Genomic DNA, 15840 nt, shown 5'->3' with positions numbered 1-15840 from the left:
GTGAAGTTCCCGGACGGCTGGGAGGCGAACCACGCGGTACTGGCACACCTGGCCGAACACCGAGTGACATGGCGCCCCTGACAAACACCGGAACCAACACCCCCACCCGCCGGACGGAGTCCGGCACGCCGCCGGAGGCGGCCAACGGATACAGCCCGGACGGCTGGGAGGCGAACCACGCGGTACTGGCACACCTGGCCGAACACCGAGTGACATGGCGCCCCTGACAAACACCGGAACCGGCACCGCCTGCCCGGCCGAGCACAGAGTCAGCCATCGGCCTTAGGGTCCCCTTGCGCGGGCGCGGGAGAATGGACGGTGGTCATCGGACCTCAGTCATCGACACCGTACGAGGAGGACCAGACATGGCGGAGCCCACGCCGCGTCGGAACGAACCGCGGCTACGCCCCGCGCCCCTGCTCTTCGAGCCTGTGGAAGCGGTCGCCGACCCGGAGCACTTCTTCGGCCTGGAGTCGGTCGAGGACCCCGGGGCGCTGCTGGCCCGTGCGACGGAGCTGACCCAGGCGTTCCGGGTGGCCACCGACCGGGCGGTGGAGTACCAGGCCATGGCCGCCGCCCAGCTGGCCGACCCGCGCCGCTTCGACCGTCTGACCGCGGCGGACATCGCCGAGCAGGCCGGGTGGACCGAGGACTACGCGAAGAAGATGGTCGAGTTCGGCCGGGATCTGCTGAGGGGGAGGGAAGGCCGGGGGCCCGAGCAGATCTAGCGGATGGCATATGCCGGGCGGGCAAGATACGCCTCTCCGCCCCGCCCCGTCCCGGTTTCCCGCAACTCAGGGAGAGCGGTCGCTCACCGGGGGTATCAATTCCCTATGAGCAGCACACCGTACGAGACCTTCCCCGGCGGTCCGGGCGACGCGGCCGGGGTCACCTCCGACGGAGCCGCCTGGCTGGCCTCGGCAGGAACGTATCCGCGGAGCACGCTCGCCCTCTGGGAGGAGCGGCCGGACGCCCCGGTCGTCCTGCCCTGCGGAACCGCGTTCGACGTGGTGAACGCCCCGGCGCTCTTCGGCCGCCGCATGCTGGACCGGCTGTGGGACGAGGGGCCGGGGTCCGGGCCGGTCGCGGCGTTCCGGGGCCGGATGCTCCTGTTCGCCGCCCCCGGCACCGCCGCCCGGCTGCCGTCGCTGCTGGGCTGGGAGGAGTGGGGCGGCCGCGGCCAGGCCGTACCGCCGCTGCTGTGCCACGGCACCGGCGACGCGGTGACCGTCCCGGCGCCGCACGCCGGCCCCTCCCCCGCCCCGGCCGGCGCCCGCTGGCTGGTCGCCCCGGACACCCGGCACCCATGGCTCCCCGGCCCGGAAATCCTGCTCTGGGCGGCCGTCCGCGCGGCCCGCGCGACCGTGCGGATATCGATTTTTCCTCCCGCCGATCAGGATGCTAAGGTCTACGACGTCAGCAGGCGCCGCTAGCTCAGTTGGTTAGAGCAGCTGACTCTTAATCAGCGGGTCCGGGGTTCGAGTCCCTGGCGGCGCACGCGAAGTAGGTGAAGGGCCAAGCTCCTGAGAGCTTGGCCCTTCGGCTTTCCGTCGGCAGCACCCCGTCAGGGTTCAGTCCGGCCTCCCCGGCGTGATCTTCACGTTCCAGTCGCCGGACGCCGTCCGCCCCTCCACCGCCACCTGCACACCGTCCCCCGGCACGGTGAAGCTCTCGCCGAGGGCGACCGGGGCGTCGGCCAGCGGCGGGTAGACCGAGTTCTCCCAGCAGGCCTCGGTGCGCGGATGGGCGTCGATCACCTCGACCGGGCCGCCGCCGGAGGCCGTCTCGTCGCGGACCCGGTAGACGAGGATGCCCTGCCGGCAGGCCGCGCTGTCGTTGCCAGACGCGCCGCGCGCCTCGAAGGCCAGCACGGTGTCGGGCCCGGTGCGCACCACCGCCAGCTTGGTGCCGTCGCCGAGCCCGAAGGCCGGGGCGCCCGCGGCACCCTGCGCCGGCACCCCCGGCCCGGCGGAGAGCGGCTCCAGGGTCAGCCGGACCGGACCGGCTCCCCGGACGCACACCACCTGGCGCGGATCCAGCCATCCCAGCTTCCACTTGTGCCAGGCGAAGAAGTCCGGGGACAGCCCGAACTGGCTGCCCATCAGATCCCAGTCGCCGACGTACGTGTCCCAGTCGCCCTTGCCGTCCACCGGACGGTGGTAGAGGTCGGGGAGGTCGAAGACATGCCCGGTCTCATGGGCGAGAACCAGCCGGTCCGGCGGGTGCTTCTCGAAGACGGTGACGACCCGGCGGACGTCGGTGCCGTCCACGTGCACCGGGGTGTCGAGGTTGACCACCTTCGTGGCGTCGGAGTCGACGCCGGGCGCGTCCGGGTCGGCCACGAAGTACACGACGTCGTAGCGCGAGAAGTCGACCTCGGGATCGGCCGCCGCGAAGGCGTCCCGCAGGTAGGCGGCCCGCAGCGCGACACTCCAGTCGCGCCTTATGCCGTAGGCGACCGAGGGCCGGGGCATCCGCAGCCAGTGGGCCAGCGGGTGCGGGCGGATGGTGAACTTCCCGTAGGAGGCCTGCTCGTAGTAGCGGCTGGTGGCCGGGAAGTGGTCGGCGGTGAGCTCCGCGGGCGTGGTCTGCGGGGCGGCGTCCGGGAAGGAGAGGAACACCATCACGGCCGAAAGCGGGTGGGTGGGGCGGGTGTAGTCGGCGTTCCAGGTGTCGACGCCCTCGGAATGGTGCGCGTCGGTACGGTGCAGGGCGCAGGGGGCTGTGGAGAACGGCTCGGCGGCCGACGGTCCGGTCAGGATCGTCGTTGCGACGAGCGCCGACATCGTGGTGAACACGGCGGCGGAGCTGCGCAGCGGGAGACGCGGCACGGAAGGACCTCCGGGGGCGGTTCGCGGGACACCGCACCCAGCCTGTGTGACTTTGTTGCCATATGACCTGTTTATCTGCACCAGAAGGGTGAGGAACCCCCTGCTCACCCAGCGCAGACCCGAACGGCCGACACCCCGAGTCACTCACGGAACGTCACAAGCGGTCGGGCGCCCCAAGAACCCGTCCAGGTGCGGGCAGAAACGATCTGTCAGAACCGCCGGTTCATCAGGGACACTGGACAGTGGCTGGAAGGCCCTCGGGCCAGCATCTATGATCGGCACACTTTCCTGCACGGACAGAGATCGAGTGCACTGCGGGAGCGAGCGGTGAGCGGAACGTCCGAAGGGCCGACGCCCGCGGCAGACCTCGACCGGTCCGCCGTCACAGAGAGTGACAATACCTACCGGAAGTCGTACGAGCAGACAGAACCGAAGACCTACGAGTACGCCTTCGCGGCCGCCGCGCTGCCCATGGCCGTCGTGGACCGCGAAGGGCACGTCACCTCGGCCAACGAGGCGTTCGCCACGCTGATCGGCGCCGATCCGGCCGGGCTGCCCGGGCGGGTCGCCGCGGACCTGGTGGACCTGGCCTCCGACACCCGTACCTGGCACGCCTATCGCGAGGTACTGCGCGGCCGGCAGGCCAAGCTGCGCTGCACCCGCCGGCTGAAGCACCCCGACGGGCACTCGGTATGGGTCCAGGTGACCATCGCCCCGCTGGCGAAGGCGGCGCCCGGGGTGCTGATCTCGGTCTCCGACATCAGCGAGCGCCGCGAACTGCAGGCCCGGCTGCGGCACTTGCAGATGCACGACCCGGTGACCCGGCTGCCCAACCGGACGCTGTTCTTCGAGCGGCTGTCGGCCGCGCTGGAGGCGGAGTCGTACGAGCAGAGCGGCACCGGCCGGATCGGCCTGTGCTATCTGGACCTCGACGGCTTCAAGGCGGTCAACGACACCCTCGGCCACCGGGTCGGCGACCGCCTGCTGGCCGCCGTCGCCGAGCGGCTGACCCGGGTCGCCGACGAGGCCGGCTTCGCACGGGCCGGCGCCCCGCTGGTGGCCCGGCTCGGCGGGGACGAGTTCGCCCTGCTGGTCGAGGACTCGACGGGCACCGAACAGCTGGCCGACCTCGCCGAGTCCGCCCTCGCGGCTCTCCAGACGCCGTTCGACCTGGCCGGCCAGCGGCTGTCGCTGTCGGCGTCGATCGGGGTCGTCGAGCGGCATGCCGCCGGCACCACGGCCACCGGCCTGATGCAGGCCGCCGACACGACGCTCTACTGGGCGAAGGCCGACGGCAAGTCCCGCTGGACGCTCTTCGACCCGGAGCGCAATGCCCACCTGGTGACCCGGCAGGCGCTCTCCTCCACCCTCCGTCCGGCCATCGAACGCGGCGAGTTCGTGCTCGAGTACCAGCCGTTGGTGGGCATGGGGGACGGCCGGCTCAACGGGGTCGAGGCCCTGGTCCGCTGGCACCATCCGCAGTTCGGCACACTAACGCCGAATCGGTTCATCGGACTGGCGGAGGAGGACGGCTCGATCGTCCCGCTCGGCCGCTGGGCCCTGACCACCGCCTGCCGCCAGGCCCGCCGCTGGCAGCTGGACCACCCCGGCGAGCCGCCGATCTTCGTCAGTGTCAACGTGGCCGTCCGCCAGGTCTGGGACTCCGACCTGGTCGCGGACGTGGCCGAGACCCTGGCGGAAACGGGCCTCGCCCCGCACCTGCTCCAGCTGGAGCTCACGGAGTCGGCCGTCATGGGCTCCGCGGGCCGCCCGCTCCAGGCCCTCCAGGCCCTCAGCGACATGGGCGTCCGCATCGCCATCGACGACTTCGGCACCGGCTACTCGAACCTCGCCTACCTCAGCCGGCTCCCCGTCTCCGTCCTCAAGCTGGACGGCTCCTTCGTCCGGGGCTTCCAGTACGACGACCCGGGCGACCGGCCGAACCCGGCCGACGAGGTCGTGGTGGAGGCGATGATCCAGCTGGCCCACCGCCTCGGCCTCACCGTCACCGCCGAATGCGTCGAGACCTCGGCGCAGGCCTCCCGCCTCCGGCACATCGGCTGCGACACCGGCCAGGGGTGGCTCTACTCCCGGCCGGTGACGCCGGATCGTATCTCCGAGCTGCTGGACACCCGGACCTACGCGGACACCCCGGCCGGCAAACCGTAGGCGTCGGCGACCAGTTCGTAGGAGCGCAGGCGCAGCTCGCCGCGGTGGGCGTGGGTGGTGAGCATCAGCTCGTCGGCGCCGGTGCGCTTCTGCAGGTCGTCGAGGCCGGCGCGGACCTCGTCGGCGGTGCCGTGCACGATGTTGGCGGTCCAGGAGTGCACGAACTCCTCCTCCATCGGGGAGAACTCGTGCTGCTCGACGTCGTCGGGGTCGGGGAACAGACCGGGCCGCCCGGTGCGCAGCCGCAGCATGTTCACCGCACCGGCCCGCACCTGCCGCCGCGCCTCGCGCTCATCGTCGGTCGCCAGCGCGGAGACACCGATGAGGGCGTAGGGCTCGGCGAGCACGGCGGACGGGCTGAAGGACTCCCGGTACAGGTCGAGGGCCGGGACGGTGTTCTGCGCGGAGAAGTGGTGCGCGAAGGCGAACGGCAGCCCGAGCATGCCGGCGAGCCGGGCGCTGAACCCGGAGGAGCCGAGCAGCCAGACCGGCGGCCGGTGCGGCGACTGCACACCGCCGGCGGTGGTGCTCTGGATCGGCCCCGGGATGGCGTGGATCCGCCGGTACGGATGCCCGTCCGGGAAGTCGTCGTCCAGGAACCGGGTCAGCTCGGCGAGCTGCTGCGGGAAGTCGTCGGCGCCCTCGTTGAGGGTCTGGGTGCGGCGGAGGGCGGCCGCGGTCGCCCCGTCGGTCCCCGGGGCCCGGCCGAGCCCCAGGTCGATCCGCCCGGGAGCCAGGGCCTCCAGCGTGCCGAACTGCTCCGCGATCACGAGCGGGGCGTGGTTGGGCAGCATGACACCGCCCGACCCGAGCCGGATCCGCTCCGTGTGGGCCGCGAGGTTGGCGAGGATCACGGCGGGCGAGGAGGAGGCCACGCCGGGCATCGAGTGGTGCTCGGCCACCCAGTACCGGTGGAACCCGCGCGCCTCGGTGAGCCGCGCGAGCGAGGCGCTGGTGCGCAGGGCGTCGGTGGCGGTACTGCCGGTGCCGACGGTGACCAGGTCCAGTACGGAGAGGGGGACGGGGGCGGTCCCGTGCGTGATGCCCCGGATCTCGTCTGCCGACACGGTGAGAGCCTCCTGATGTACGACCGTGAGTCTTGTCGGGGTGGGTAACAGGAGGAGGTCTCCGTTTATTCCGTGCGGGTGGGTGGGGGCGGCGGCGGGGGTTTCACTCACCGGCGCTGGCCGGGTGCCGCCGCCCCCACCCGTGCCGCCCTGCGGCACGCCTGCCCGCAGCTGAGTAGCTGAAGTAGCTGACACGGCTGCCCGCAGCTGGGTGGTTGACGCGGGTGCCCTCGGCTGAGTCGGTTTTCGGTTTCTTTGTTCCTACCGAGTCGGGTGGTGGGTGGGCGAGGGTTTTTTGGGGGTCCAGGGGGCGGAGCCCCCTGGTACGGTCGGCCCGTCAGGCCTGCACGAGTGGTTCGCGGGTGAACAGCGTGCCCAGTGCGGGAGCGTTCACCCGGCGGTCCGCCAATCTCAACCCCTCCCACACGGTCACTTGATTTGCCGTGAGCACCGGCTTCGACAGCGCCTTCTCCAGGAGCGAGACGTGCGCCGCCGTGTGCAGTGCCGTGTCCGGAAGCAGTACCGCCTCCGCACCGGAGACGTCGGCCGCCCGCGCGAGCGTGAGCACCTCCTCCTCCCCCCACGTCCCCACCTCCGCCGCCGTGACGATCCCCGAGGACCGCACGCCGCTCACCTCCAGGCCCCCGGCCCGCAGGAAGTCCGCGAAGAGGGCGGCCACGTCGTCGGGGTAGGTCGCACCGACCGCCACCCGCCGCACCCCGAGCTCCCGCGCCGCGTGCACGAACCCGAAGGACGTGGACGACGCCGGCAGACCGGCCGCCCTGGCGAGCGCGCGGACCTGCTGCTGGGCGCCCTCCCAGCCGTACACGAAGCTGCCGCCGGTGCACGCCCACACCACCGCGTCCGCACCCGCGAGCCGCAGCTCCGCCACCCCGGCCGCAAGCCGCTCCGCGGCCCCCGTCTCCCGCAACGCGTCCACCCGGTGCGCGTCCTCGCCGATGTCGGTGTGGACGACGTCCACCCGGATGTCGCTGCCGAGGAGCTGCTCGATGCGGGGGTAGTCGTCCTCCGCCGAGTGCCCCGGATAGAGGAGTCCGAGCGCTGTCATGTCCACCCTTCCTGCTGTTCTTCCGGCAGCGCAGGCCAGTCATGCGTCTATATGCCCATCTTATTGACCAGTGCCTGATAAGGCCCGACGGCTCGGGTACCCACCCCGCGCGGCTGGACCTCCAGCCGGGGTGGGAGTCACCGGCCGCGTGCCGGAGATCGAGGGGCAACGGTCTGCGGATACGCCCGTGTTGACGAAGGTCGGTTCGGGTGCCAGCGTGGTCGGTCCGTACCTCTGAGACGTTCCGTCCGCCCATGTCAGACGCTGTCGGACACCGGGAGACCACCCCGAATGACACCGCCCGTGCCCACCCTGCTGGTCCTCGACGCCGACCCGCCGCCGCGGCTGGGCCGGCTCACCGGCCGCGCCCGGATCGTGCACACGGACGCGGCGGGCCTGGCGGCCCTGCTGCCGGCGGCCGACGTGCTCCTGGTCTGGGACTTCGCCTCGCACGCCGTCCGCGAGGCCTGGCCGGGCGAGGGGCGGCGGCCGCGCTGGGTGCACACGGCGAGCGCGGGTGTCGACCATCTGATGTGCCCGGAGCTGGCCGCGTCCGACACGGTCGTCACCAACGCGCGCGGGGTCTTCGACGCGCCGATCGCCGAGTACGTGGCCGCGCTGGTGCTGGCCATCGCCAAGGACCTGCCGCGGACCCTCGACCTCCAGCGGGAGCGGACCTGGCGGCACCGCGAGGCGCGCCGGGTCGCCGGCACGCGCGCGTGCGTGGTCGGCTCGGGACCGATCGGCCGGGCGATCGTCCGTACCCTCAAGGCGCTCGGTGTCACCACGGCCCTGGTCGGCCGCGTCCCGCGCACCGGGATCCACGGCCCGGACGACCTGGACCGGCTGATGTCCCGCGCGGACTGGGTGATCGCGGCCGCCCCGCTGACCGAGCAGACATACGGCATGTTCGACGCGCACCGCTTCGGCGTGATGCAGCCGTCGGCCTGCTTCATCAACGTCGGCCGGGGCCGGCTGGTCGACGAGGAGGCCCTGGTCCGGGCGCTGAACCGGCGCTGGATCGCGGCCGCGGCCCTGGACGTCTTCGCGACCGAGCCGCTGCCCGCCGACAGCCCCCTGTGGGAGGTGCCGGGTCTCGTCGTCTCCCCGCACATGAGCGGGGACACGGTCGGCTGGCGGGACGAACTGGGCACCCAGTTCGTGGAGTTGTACGAGCGGTGGGCGGCGGGCAGATCCCTGCCGAACGTGGTCGACAAGAAGCGCGGATACGTGCCCGGTCACTGACCTTTCAGGAGGGGCCCGTCAGGCGCGGGTCCGGCGCCGGCGCACCTCGCCGAGAAACGCCTGTAGCTGCTGTGCGGTCTCGGCGGGCGCCTCCTCCGGGACGTAGTGGTCGCAGGACAGTGCCTGCCCGCGGACGTCGTCGGCATAGCCGCGCCAGGCCCGCAGCACGTCGTAGTGGCGGCCGACGAAGCTGTGCGCTCCCCACAGGGCCAGTACGGGGGCGCCGATCCGGCGGCCGGCCGCGGCGTCCTGGTCGTCGTGGACCAGGTCGATCGAGGCGGCGGCCCGGTAGTCCTCGCACGAGGCGTGGACGGCCGCCGGGTCGGAGAAGCAGCGCACGTACTCGCGCATCGCCTCCTCGCTGAACGGGGTGCCGCCGTGGTGGCGTGCTCCCATCCGGGCGCGGATCCAGAACTCGGGGTCCTGGCCGATGAGGTGCTCGGGGATGCCGTTGCCGGCGGCCAGGAAGAACCAGTGGTAGTAGCCCTTCCCGAAGTCGGCGTCGGCGTGCCGGAAGGCGTGGCGGGTGGGCACGATGTCGAGCACGGCGAGCGCGGACACCGCCTCCGGGAAGTCGAGCGCCAGCCGGTGGGCGACCCTGCCGCCCCGGTCGTGTCCGACGACCGCGAACCGTTCGAAACCGAGGTCCCGCATCACCAGCAGCTGGTCACGTGCCATGGCGCGCTTGGCGTAGGGGGTGTGCCGGGCGTCGGACGGCGGCTTGTCGCTGTCGCCGTAGCCGCGCAGGTCGGCGAGGACCACGGTGTGCGTGGCCGCCAGCAGCGGGGCGACGTGGTGCCAGATCACATGGGTCTGCGGATAGCCGTGCAGCAGCAGTACCGGCGGCCCGTCACCGGCGGTACGCACGTTGATCCCGACGCCGTCGGCACGGACGGTGCGGCGTTCGAAGCCGGCAAGCAGCGGAGGGCTCATGTCCCGATCCCAGCAGCCTGGTGCGGCCCGCGTCCAAGACCCGATGACGGCCACTCTTATAGGCTGAACTTATAAGAATCTGTTGACAAGGGTCCACGAGGGCGGGAGAGGAGGAGGTGGCGGGTGATGGACGTACGGCAGCTGGAGTACTTCCTGGCCGTGGTCGACCACGGCGGGTTCAACCGCGCGGCTTCCGCTCTGTACCTGTCGCAGCCGTCCCTGTCCCAGGCCGTCCGGGCCCTGGAGCGGGATCTGGGCAGCGACCTGTTCCACCGGATCGGCCGCCGGGCGGTGCTCACCGAGGCGGGCAGAGCGCTGATCGGGCCGGCCAGGGAGGCGGTGCGCAGTCTGCAACTGGCGCGGGCCAGCGTGGCGGCGGTGCACGGTCTGCACAGCGGACGGGTGGACATCGCGGCCATGCCCTCGCAGGCCATCGAGCCGCTGACGGGGTTCATCCGATCCTTCGCGCGGTCCCATCCCGCGGTGTCCGTCAGGGTGCAGGCCGCCTTCACCCCGCGTGACGTGACGGAGCTGGTGCGGACCGGCGCGTCCGAACTGGGGCTGCTCGCGTCACCGGCCGAGGTGACGAACGCGGACGTGCGCACCTATCCGTTGCCCGCCCAGCGGCTCGTGCTGCTGTCGCCGCCGGACGGCCCGTTCCCGCCCGGTGTTCCGGTACGGCACGAGCAGTTGTCGGGCCATCGCCTGATCGTGGGGCAGCAGGGGACGGGGATGCGCAAGTTCGTCGACGACCTGCGGTCCGAAGGCGTCGCCCTGACCGTGGCGGTCGAGACCGAGCACCGGGTCGCCGTGCTGCCGCTCGTCCTGGGCGGCGCCGGTCTGGCCGTGGTCACCGAGTCCTGGCGCGGCTGGGCCGAGCGGTCGGGGGCCGTGGTCCTGGACCTCGAACCGGGCACGAGCCTGCGCGTCGCCCTGGTCAGCCGGACGGCCCCGCTGACCCCGGCGGCCGCGGCCTTCCTGGACAACGCCATCGCCGCTGTCGATAAGCATCGCCTATAAGGCACATGGACGATGCGTCTTGGACGCGGGCGGGACCGGGTTGCTGCAATCCCAGTCATGACGAACCACCGCATCGCACTGATCCCCGGCGACGGCATCGGTACCGAGGTGATCCCCGCCGCATGCCATGTCCTGGACACGGTCACCGCCCGGCACGGCATCCGGCTCACCTACGAGTCGTTCGACTGGTCCTGCGAGCGCTACGCGCACCTGGGCTCGATGATGCCCGAGGACGGACTGCGGCAGCTGCGGCGCCACGACGCGGTCCTGCTCGGTGCGGTCGGCCACCCCGGTGTCCCCGACCACGTCTCGCTGTGGGGGCTGCTGATCCCCATCCGCCGCGGCTTCCAGCAGTACGTCAACCTCCGCCCCGTCCGGGTCTTCGAGGGCGTCCCCAGCCCGCTGCGGGACGCCCGGCCCGGTGACGTCGACCTCGTCGTCGTCCGCGAGAACGTCGAGGGCGAGTACGGCGAGATCGGCGGCCGCCTCGGGCGCGGGTTCCCGGAGGAGATGGCCGTCCAGGAAGCCGTGTTCACGCGCAGGGGCGTCACCCGGATCCTGGACTACGCGTTCGCCCTGGCCGGGCGGCGGGGCGGGCGTCTCACGTCCGCGACCAAGTCCAACGGCATCGTGCACACCATGCCGTTCTGGGACGAGCTCGTCGCCGAACGGGCCGCCGGGCACCCCGGTGTGACATGGGACCAGGAGCACATAGACGCGCTCGCCGCCAAGTTCGTGCTGGATCCCGCGCGCTTCGACGTCGTCGTGGCCTCCAACCTCTTCGGCGACATCCTCAGCGACCTGGCGGCGGCGGTCGCCGGCAGCATCGGGATCGCGCCCTCGGCCAACCTCAACCCCGAACGCGACCACCCCTCCATGTTCGAGCCGGTGCACGGCTCGGCCCCCGACATCGCCGGACGCGGCATCGCCAATCCGCTCGGCGCGATCTGGTCGGCCGCCCTGATGCTCGACCACCTCGGCCATCCCGAGGCGGCCGCCCGGGTCACGGACGCGATCGCGGCCGTGCTGGCCAGGACCCCGGTCCGCACCCCGGACCTGGGCGGCACGGCGACGACCCGCGAGTTCACCGAAGCCCTCGTCGAACTCCTCTGACCGCGGGTGCGCGGGGGTTGCTCGCGCCCACGCGGCGGCAGCCGCATATCAAACACAGCCCCGCGCCCCTAAAAGAAGCAGGGGTGAGCACCCCTTCAGGGGCGCGGGGAACTGCGCGCCCGGCCCCCACGCACCCGCGGCCGAACCACATCCCATCGATTGCCCCTGCAATCCATCGTGCATAAGTCGGTTGGGGCCGGGTAGCCGCGCCGCCATGGCTCCACCACATGGGAACGACACAGACACATCCGGGTGCGAATCCAGACAGACCCAGACCCGGCGCGCGGTGATCGCGGGGGTCGCCGCCGTCGGCGCACTCGCCGCGGCCGGCTGCACGCGGGTGGCCACCGCGGCCGGCACCGATGGCGGTGACCTGCTGCAACGGCTGCGCGCCCAGGGTGTCGTACGGCTCGGGATCGCCGGCGAGATCCCCTTCGGGTACATCGACAAGGACGGTCATCTGACCGGTGAGGCACCGGAGTTGGCCAAGGCGGTCTTCAAGCGGCTCGGGGTTCGCGAGGTGCAGCCGGTGCCCACCGAGTTCGGTTCGCTGATTCCCGGACTGAATTCGCAGCAGTTCGACGTCGTGGCCGCCGGGATGTACGTCAATCCGGAGCGGTGCGAGCAGGTTATCTTCGCGGATCCGGACTACCAGATGCTCGATTCGTTCATCGTGCGGAAGGGGAATCCCAAGGGGCTGCACGACTACCGGGACGTCGTCGCGAAGAAGGCGAGGTTCGCGACCGGGACCGGGTACGCGGAGATCCAGTACGCGGTCGAGGCCGGGTACAAGGAGAGCGACATCCTGATCGTTCCCGACCAGGTCGCCGGGCTGAACGCCGTGGAGGCCGGGCGGGTCGACGTCTTCGCCGGTACGGCGCTCACCACGCGTGCGGTCGTCAGGAAGTCGGCGAAGGCGGAGGCGACCAGGGCGTTCGCGCCGCTCGTGGGCGGGAAGCCGCACGTGGACGGGGGCGCGTTCGCGTTCCGGTCGGCGGAGACGAAGCTGCGGGACGCCTTCGACGTGGAGCTGCGCAAGCTGAAGAAGAGCGGTGAGCTGTTCCGGATCCTGCGGCCGTTCGGCTTCACCGAGGCCGAGATGACCGGCCTGACGGCGAAGGAGCTGTGCGGGGGAGGGCAGAGCGGATGACCCCGGGACTGTGGGACCTCGTACTCAAGGGCGCCTGGACGACCGTTCAGCTGCTGGTGCTCAGCGGGCTGCTGATGACGGCCGTGGCCCTGGTGGTGGGTGTGGCGCGGACGAACCGGCACTGGATCGTGCGGTTCCTCGCCGGTCTCTACACCGAGGTGTTCCGCGGCACCTCGGCGCTGGTGATGATCTTCTGGGTGTTCTTCGTGCTGCCGGTCGCCTTCGGCTGGCAGCTGGTGCCGCTGTGGGCGGGCACCCTGGCACTCGGGCTGACGTACGGCGCATACGGCGCGGAGATCGTGCGCGGGGCGCTGGGCGCGGTCGACCCGGCACAGCGGGAGGGCGGGATCGCGCTCGGCTTCACGCCCTGGCAGCGGCTGCGGCTGATCCTGCTGCCGCAGGCGGTGCCGGAGACGATCCCCTCCTACTGCAACCTGCTGGTGGAGCTGCTCAAGGGCACCGCCCTGGTGTCGGTCACCGGCATGGGCGACCTGGCGTTCAGCGGGAACCTGGTGCGGCTGGCGCTGCAGGAGAGCGCGCACATCTACACGTATCTGCTCGTCGTGTACTTCGTGATCGCGTTCGTCATCACCCGGCTGATGCGCGGTCTGGAGAAGCGGCTGAAGGCCGGCATCGGCAGGGACCCGGGCGACGAGCGTACGGCCCGGGCAGCGAAGCGCAGGGAGACGACCGGGGTCGGTGGTGTCGCGTGACGTGGGACTGGAGTGCCGTACGCGAGTTCATGCCGCACTTCTGGGACGGCCTGCTGGTCACCCTGCAGGCGCTGGTCCTGGGTTCGCTGATCTCGTTCTCGCTGGGGCTGGTGTGGACGCTGCTGATGCGCACGCCGACCAGGTGGGTGCGCTGGCCGGTCGGGGTGGTCACGGAATTCGTGCGGAACACCCCGCTGCTGGTGCAGCTGTTCTTCCTCTTCTACGTGCTGCCCGAGTGGGGGCTGACGTTCTCCGCGCTGACCACCGGCGTCCTCGCGATCGGTCTGCACTACTCGACGTACACCATGCAGGTCTACCGGGCCGGCATCGAGGCGGTGCCGGCCGGCCAGTGGGAGGCGGCCACGGCGCTCAGCCTGCCGATGCGGCGGACCTGGTTCGCGGTCGTCCTGCCGCAGGCGGTGCGCCGGGTCGTGCCGCCGCTCGGCAACTACGTGATCTCGATGCTCAAGGACACACCGGTCCTGATGTCGATCACCGTCCTGGAGATGCTCGGCCAGGCGCGGCTCTTCTCCCAGCAGCACTTCCAGTTCACCGAGCCGGTGACGGTGATCGGCGTCGCCTTCATCGTCGTCTCCTACCTCGCCTCCCTTCTCCTGCGCACCCTGGAGCGTCGCCTTGTCCGTTGAGACCAGCAACCAGCCGAGTACTCCCGACACGACGTCCGACGAACTGATCCGCATCGAGGGGGTGACCAAGCGGTTCGGGGACAACACCGTCCTCGACGGGCTCGACCTCACCGTGCAGACGGGCCGGCACGTCACCCTGATCGGGCCCTCGGGCTCCGGCAAGACCACGATCCTGCGGCTGCTGATGACCCTGACCGAGCCGGACGCGGGCACCATCACCGTCGACGGGCGGCGGCTCTTCCCGGCGGCCGAGAAGGAGCTGCGGGAGGTCCGCAAGCAGATCGGGATGGTGTTCCAGCAGTTCAACCTGTTCCCGAACATGAGCGTGCTGCGCAACATCACCGAGGCCCCGGTGACCGTGCTCGGCCTGCCGAAGGACGAGGCGGAGACACGCGCCCGGGAGCTGCTCGACCTGGTGGGCCTCGCCGACAAGGCCGACGCGCGGCCGACCCGGCTCTCCGGCGGGCAGCAGCAGCGCGTCGCCATCGCGCGGGCGCTGGCCATGCGGCCCAAGGTGCTGCTCCTCGACGAGGTGACCTCGGCGCTGGACCCGGAGCTGGTCGTGGGCGTCCTCGACCTGCTCAGGGACATCGCCCGCACCACCGACATCACCATGCTCTGTGTGACCCACGAGATGAACTTCGCCCGGGACATCTCCGACCAGGTGCTGATGTTCGACGCGGGCCGGGTCATCGAGGCGGGCCCGCCGGAGCGGATCTTCGCCGAGCCCGAGCACGAGCGGACCCGGGAGTTCCTGGGTGCGGTGCTGTAGATAATTCCACCGCCGGCGCCGTAAAAGTTTCCCCGCGCAGCGGCCCGGCTACAGGAAGTGAATGCTCGATCATCCGAGGTCCGGCGCACGGGTCATTCCGTTGGCATATGCCAGAGGGTCTTAGCCGCAGATCGGAGGGCCGGAATCTCGCCAACACCCCCTCCGTTTCCGGCGCTTGCCCGTTATCGTGGAGAGGATCCGCTGTCCGGATCGCGGCCCAAGCAGTGCTGCCGAAGCAGTACCGCCGAGCGAGCGCAGGGGGACAACCGTGGCGCTGATGCACAAGCCGACCGCCCCGTACCACTCCGCCCAGGATGCCCTGCGGGTCCTGGAGACGGTGGCGGGGCACCCCAGTGGCGTCACCGACACCGAACTGGCCCGCCGCACCGGCCTGGACCCCGACCGGCTGACCGCACTGCTGCGCATGCTGCGCCGCGAGGGCTACGTCGAGCAGGTCACCGACGGCGCCTACGTGACCGGCGAGACCCTGCGCCGGCTCGGCTCCGCGCAGGAGCGGGAGCAGGCCCTCGGCGAGCAGCTCCAGCAGACCCTCGACCGGCTGCGGGACTCGGTCGGCGCCGCCGTCTATCTCAGCCGGTACGTCGACGGCGAGGTGAAGATCGGCCAGTACGCGGCCGGCCCGGCCACCCCCGCGGTCAACGAGTGGGTGGACTTCCGCTCCTCCGCGCACGCCACCGCGATCGGCAAGAGCCTGCTCACCCAGCTCGACCACAACGCCCGCCGCGACCACCTTTCCCGGCACAAGATGGCCCGCCTCACCTCGCGCACCATCACCAGCGACAAGCTGCTGCTCTCCCGCCTGGAGGCACAGCCGCCGACGGTCCCCGTCCTGGACCTCCAGGAGTACGCGATCGGCACGGTGTGCGCGGCGGTGCCGATCACCGCCGGCTCGTCCGTGGGCTGCCTGGCCCTGTCCCTGCCGGTCGAGCACGCGCACCGGCTCCGCCAGGCCGCCGACGCCCTGAACCGGAGCGCGGCTCCGGTGCTGCTGTCCCTCGCCATCTAGCGGTGGTCGGAAGCACCCCACAGGACCGGGTAGTATTTTCTTCGTCGCCAGCCGCGAGAGGCAGTCGAAAGACGGTTCGAACGG

Annotated in this window: 16 protein-coding genes and 1 tRNA gene; 13 read left to right on the top strand and 4 right to left on the bottom strand. The window is 71.4% G+C overall.

Features of this window, described 5'->3' with window-relative positions:
- Positions 1–68: 68 nt before the first annotated feature.
- The 4 genes from ACFWPS_RS22085 (at position 69) to ACFWPS_RS22070 (ending at position 1497) form a co-directional block, all read left to right on the top strand.
- Positions 69–227, top strand: a complete 159-nt coding sequence (locus tag ACFWPS_RS22085) for a hypothetical protein (RefSeq protein WP_383707599.1) — start codon at positions 69–71, stop codon at positions 225–227.
- 138 nt (positions 228–365) lie between these two features.
- Positions 366–728 (top strand): hypothetical protein, encoded by a 363-nt coding sequence (locus ACFWPS_RS22080; RefSeq protein ID WP_383707597.1) that lies wholly within the window; start codon positions 366–368, stop codon positions 726–728.
- Between the two features lie 105 nt (positions 729–833).
- Positions 834–1433 carry a bifunctional DNA primase/polymerase gene (locus ACFWPS_RS22075; RefSeq protein ID WP_383707595.1) on the top strand — a complete coding sequence of 200 codons (600 nt, stop codon included), beginning with the start codon at positions 834–836 and terminating at the stop codon, positions 1431–1433.
- Positions 1424–1497, top strand: a tRNA-Lys gene (locus ACFWPS_RS22070). Before ACFWPS_RS22075 ends, ACFWPS_RS22070 begins: the two co-directional genes overlap by 10 nt.
- Positions 1498–1571: 74 nt before the next feature.
- On the opposite strand, the gene ACFWPS_RS22065 is transcribed toward ACFWPS_RS22070, so the two are convergent.
- Positions 1572–2786 (bottom strand): M6 family metalloprotease domain-containing protein, encoded by a 1215-nt coding sequence (locus ACFWPS_RS22065; protein ID WP_383707616.1) that lies wholly within the window; start codon positions 2784–2786, stop codon positions 1572–1574.
- Between the two features lie 372 nt (positions 2787–3158).
- Between ACFWPS_RS22065 and ACFWPS_RS22060 the strand changes: the two genes are divergently transcribed.
- Positions 3159–5000, top strand: coding sequence for a putative bifunctional diguanylate cyclase/phosphodiesterase (locus tag ACFWPS_RS22060; RefSeq protein ID WP_383707593.1), 1842 nt, complete (start codon positions 3159–3161; stop codon positions 4998–5000).
- Here ACFWPS_RS22060 and ACFWPS_RS22055 read toward each other — a convergent pair.
- Together ACFWPS_RS22055 and ACFWPS_RS22050 are read right to left on the bottom strand one after the other, a co-directional pair.
- Positions 4970–6067 (bottom strand): LLM class flavin-dependent oxidoreductase, encoded by a 1098-nt coding sequence (locus tag ACFWPS_RS22055; protein WP_383707591.1) that lies wholly within the window; start codon positions 6065–6067, stop codon positions 4970–4972. The genes ACFWPS_RS22060 and ACFWPS_RS22055 overlap by 31 nt on opposite strands.
- 337 nt (positions 6068–6404) lie before the next feature.
- Positions 6405–7136, bottom strand: coding sequence for an aspartate/glutamate racemase family protein (locus ACFWPS_RS22050; RefSeq protein ID WP_383707589.1), 732 nt, complete (start codon positions 7134–7136; stop codon positions 6405–6407).
- Between the two features lie 291 nt (positions 7137–7427).
- Here ACFWPS_RS22050 and ACFWPS_RS22045 point away from each other — a divergent pair, with 291 nt between their 5' ends.
- Positions 7428–8381, top strand: a complete 954-nt coding sequence (locus ACFWPS_RS22045) for a D-2-hydroxyacid dehydrogenase (RefSeq protein WP_383707587.1) — start codon at positions 7428–7430, stop codon at positions 8379–8381.
- Between the two features lie 18 nt (positions 8382–8399).
- Here the strand turns inward: ACFWPS_RS22045 and ACFWPS_RS22040 are convergent, their stop codons facing one another.
- Positions 8400–9314 carry an alpha/beta fold hydrolase gene (locus ACFWPS_RS22040; protein ID WP_383707585.1) on the bottom strand — a complete coding sequence of 305 codons (915 nt, stop codon included), beginning with the start codon at positions 9312–9314 and terminating at the stop codon, positions 8400–8402.
- A gap of 126 nt (positions 9315–9440) precedes the next feature.
- Between ACFWPS_RS22040 and ACFWPS_RS22035 the strand changes: the two genes are divergently transcribed.
- From ACFWPS_RS22035 to ACFWPS_RS22005, 7 genes are all read left to right on the top strand, one after another.
- The gene (locus ACFWPS_RS22035) at positions 9441–10334 is read left to right on the top strand and encodes a LysR family transcriptional regulator (protein WP_383707583.1); all 894 of its coding nucleotides are present in this window, start codon (positions 9441–9443) and stop codon (positions 10332–10334) included.
- Between the two features lie 57 nt (positions 10335–10391).
- Positions 10392–11447: a tartrate dehydrogenase gene (locus tag ACFWPS_RS22030; protein WP_383707581.1), complete on the top strand. Its 1056-nt coding sequence runs from the start codon at positions 10392–10394 to the stop codon at positions 11445–11447.
- A 214-nt stretch (positions 11448–11661) separates the two neighbouring features.
- Positions 11662–12597, top strand: a complete 936-nt coding sequence (gene ehuB, locus ACFWPS_RS22025; RefSeq protein ID WP_383707579.1) for an ectoine/hydroxyectoine ABC transporter substrate-binding protein EhuB — start codon at positions 11662–11664, stop codon at positions 12595–12597.
- Positions 12594–13310 (top strand): ectoine/hydroxyectoine ABC transporter permease subunit EhuC, encoded by a 717-nt coding sequence (ehuC, locus tag ACFWPS_RS22020; protein WP_383707577.1) that lies wholly within the window; start codon positions 12594–12596, stop codon positions 13308–13310. The genes ehuB and ehuC overlap by 4 nt, the downstream gene beginning before the upstream one ends.
- Positions 13307–13957: an ectoine/hydroxyectoine ABC transporter permease subunit EhuD gene (ehuD, locus tag ACFWPS_RS22015; protein ID WP_383707575.1), complete on the top strand. Its 651-nt coding sequence runs from the start codon at positions 13307–13309 to the stop codon at positions 13955–13957. Before ehuC ends, ehuD begins: the two co-directional genes overlap by 4 nt.
- Complete coding sequence (locus ACFWPS_RS22010) at positions 13947–14729, top strand: amino acid ABC transporter ATP-binding protein (protein WP_383707573.1); 783 nt, start codon at positions 13947–13949, stop codon at positions 14727–14729. The genes ehuD and ACFWPS_RS22010 overlap by 11 nt, the downstream gene beginning before the upstream one ends.
- A 268-nt stretch (positions 14730–14997) precedes the next feature.
- Entirely contained in the window at positions 14998–15756 is a 759-nt protein-coding gene (locus tag ACFWPS_RS22005; protein ID WP_383707571.1) for an IclR family transcriptional regulator, read from the top strand.
- Positions 15757–15840: the final 84 nt, after the last annotated feature.

Origin of the sequence: Streptomyces sp. NPDC058457 (genome assembly GCF_042720695.1) — a bacterium.
Lineage (GTDB): Bacteria > Actinomycetota > Actinomycetes > Streptomycetales > Streptomycetaceae > Streptomyces.
Note: the sequence above shows the minus strand (reverse complement) of the source record. Positions and strands in the feature narration are given on the sequence as shown.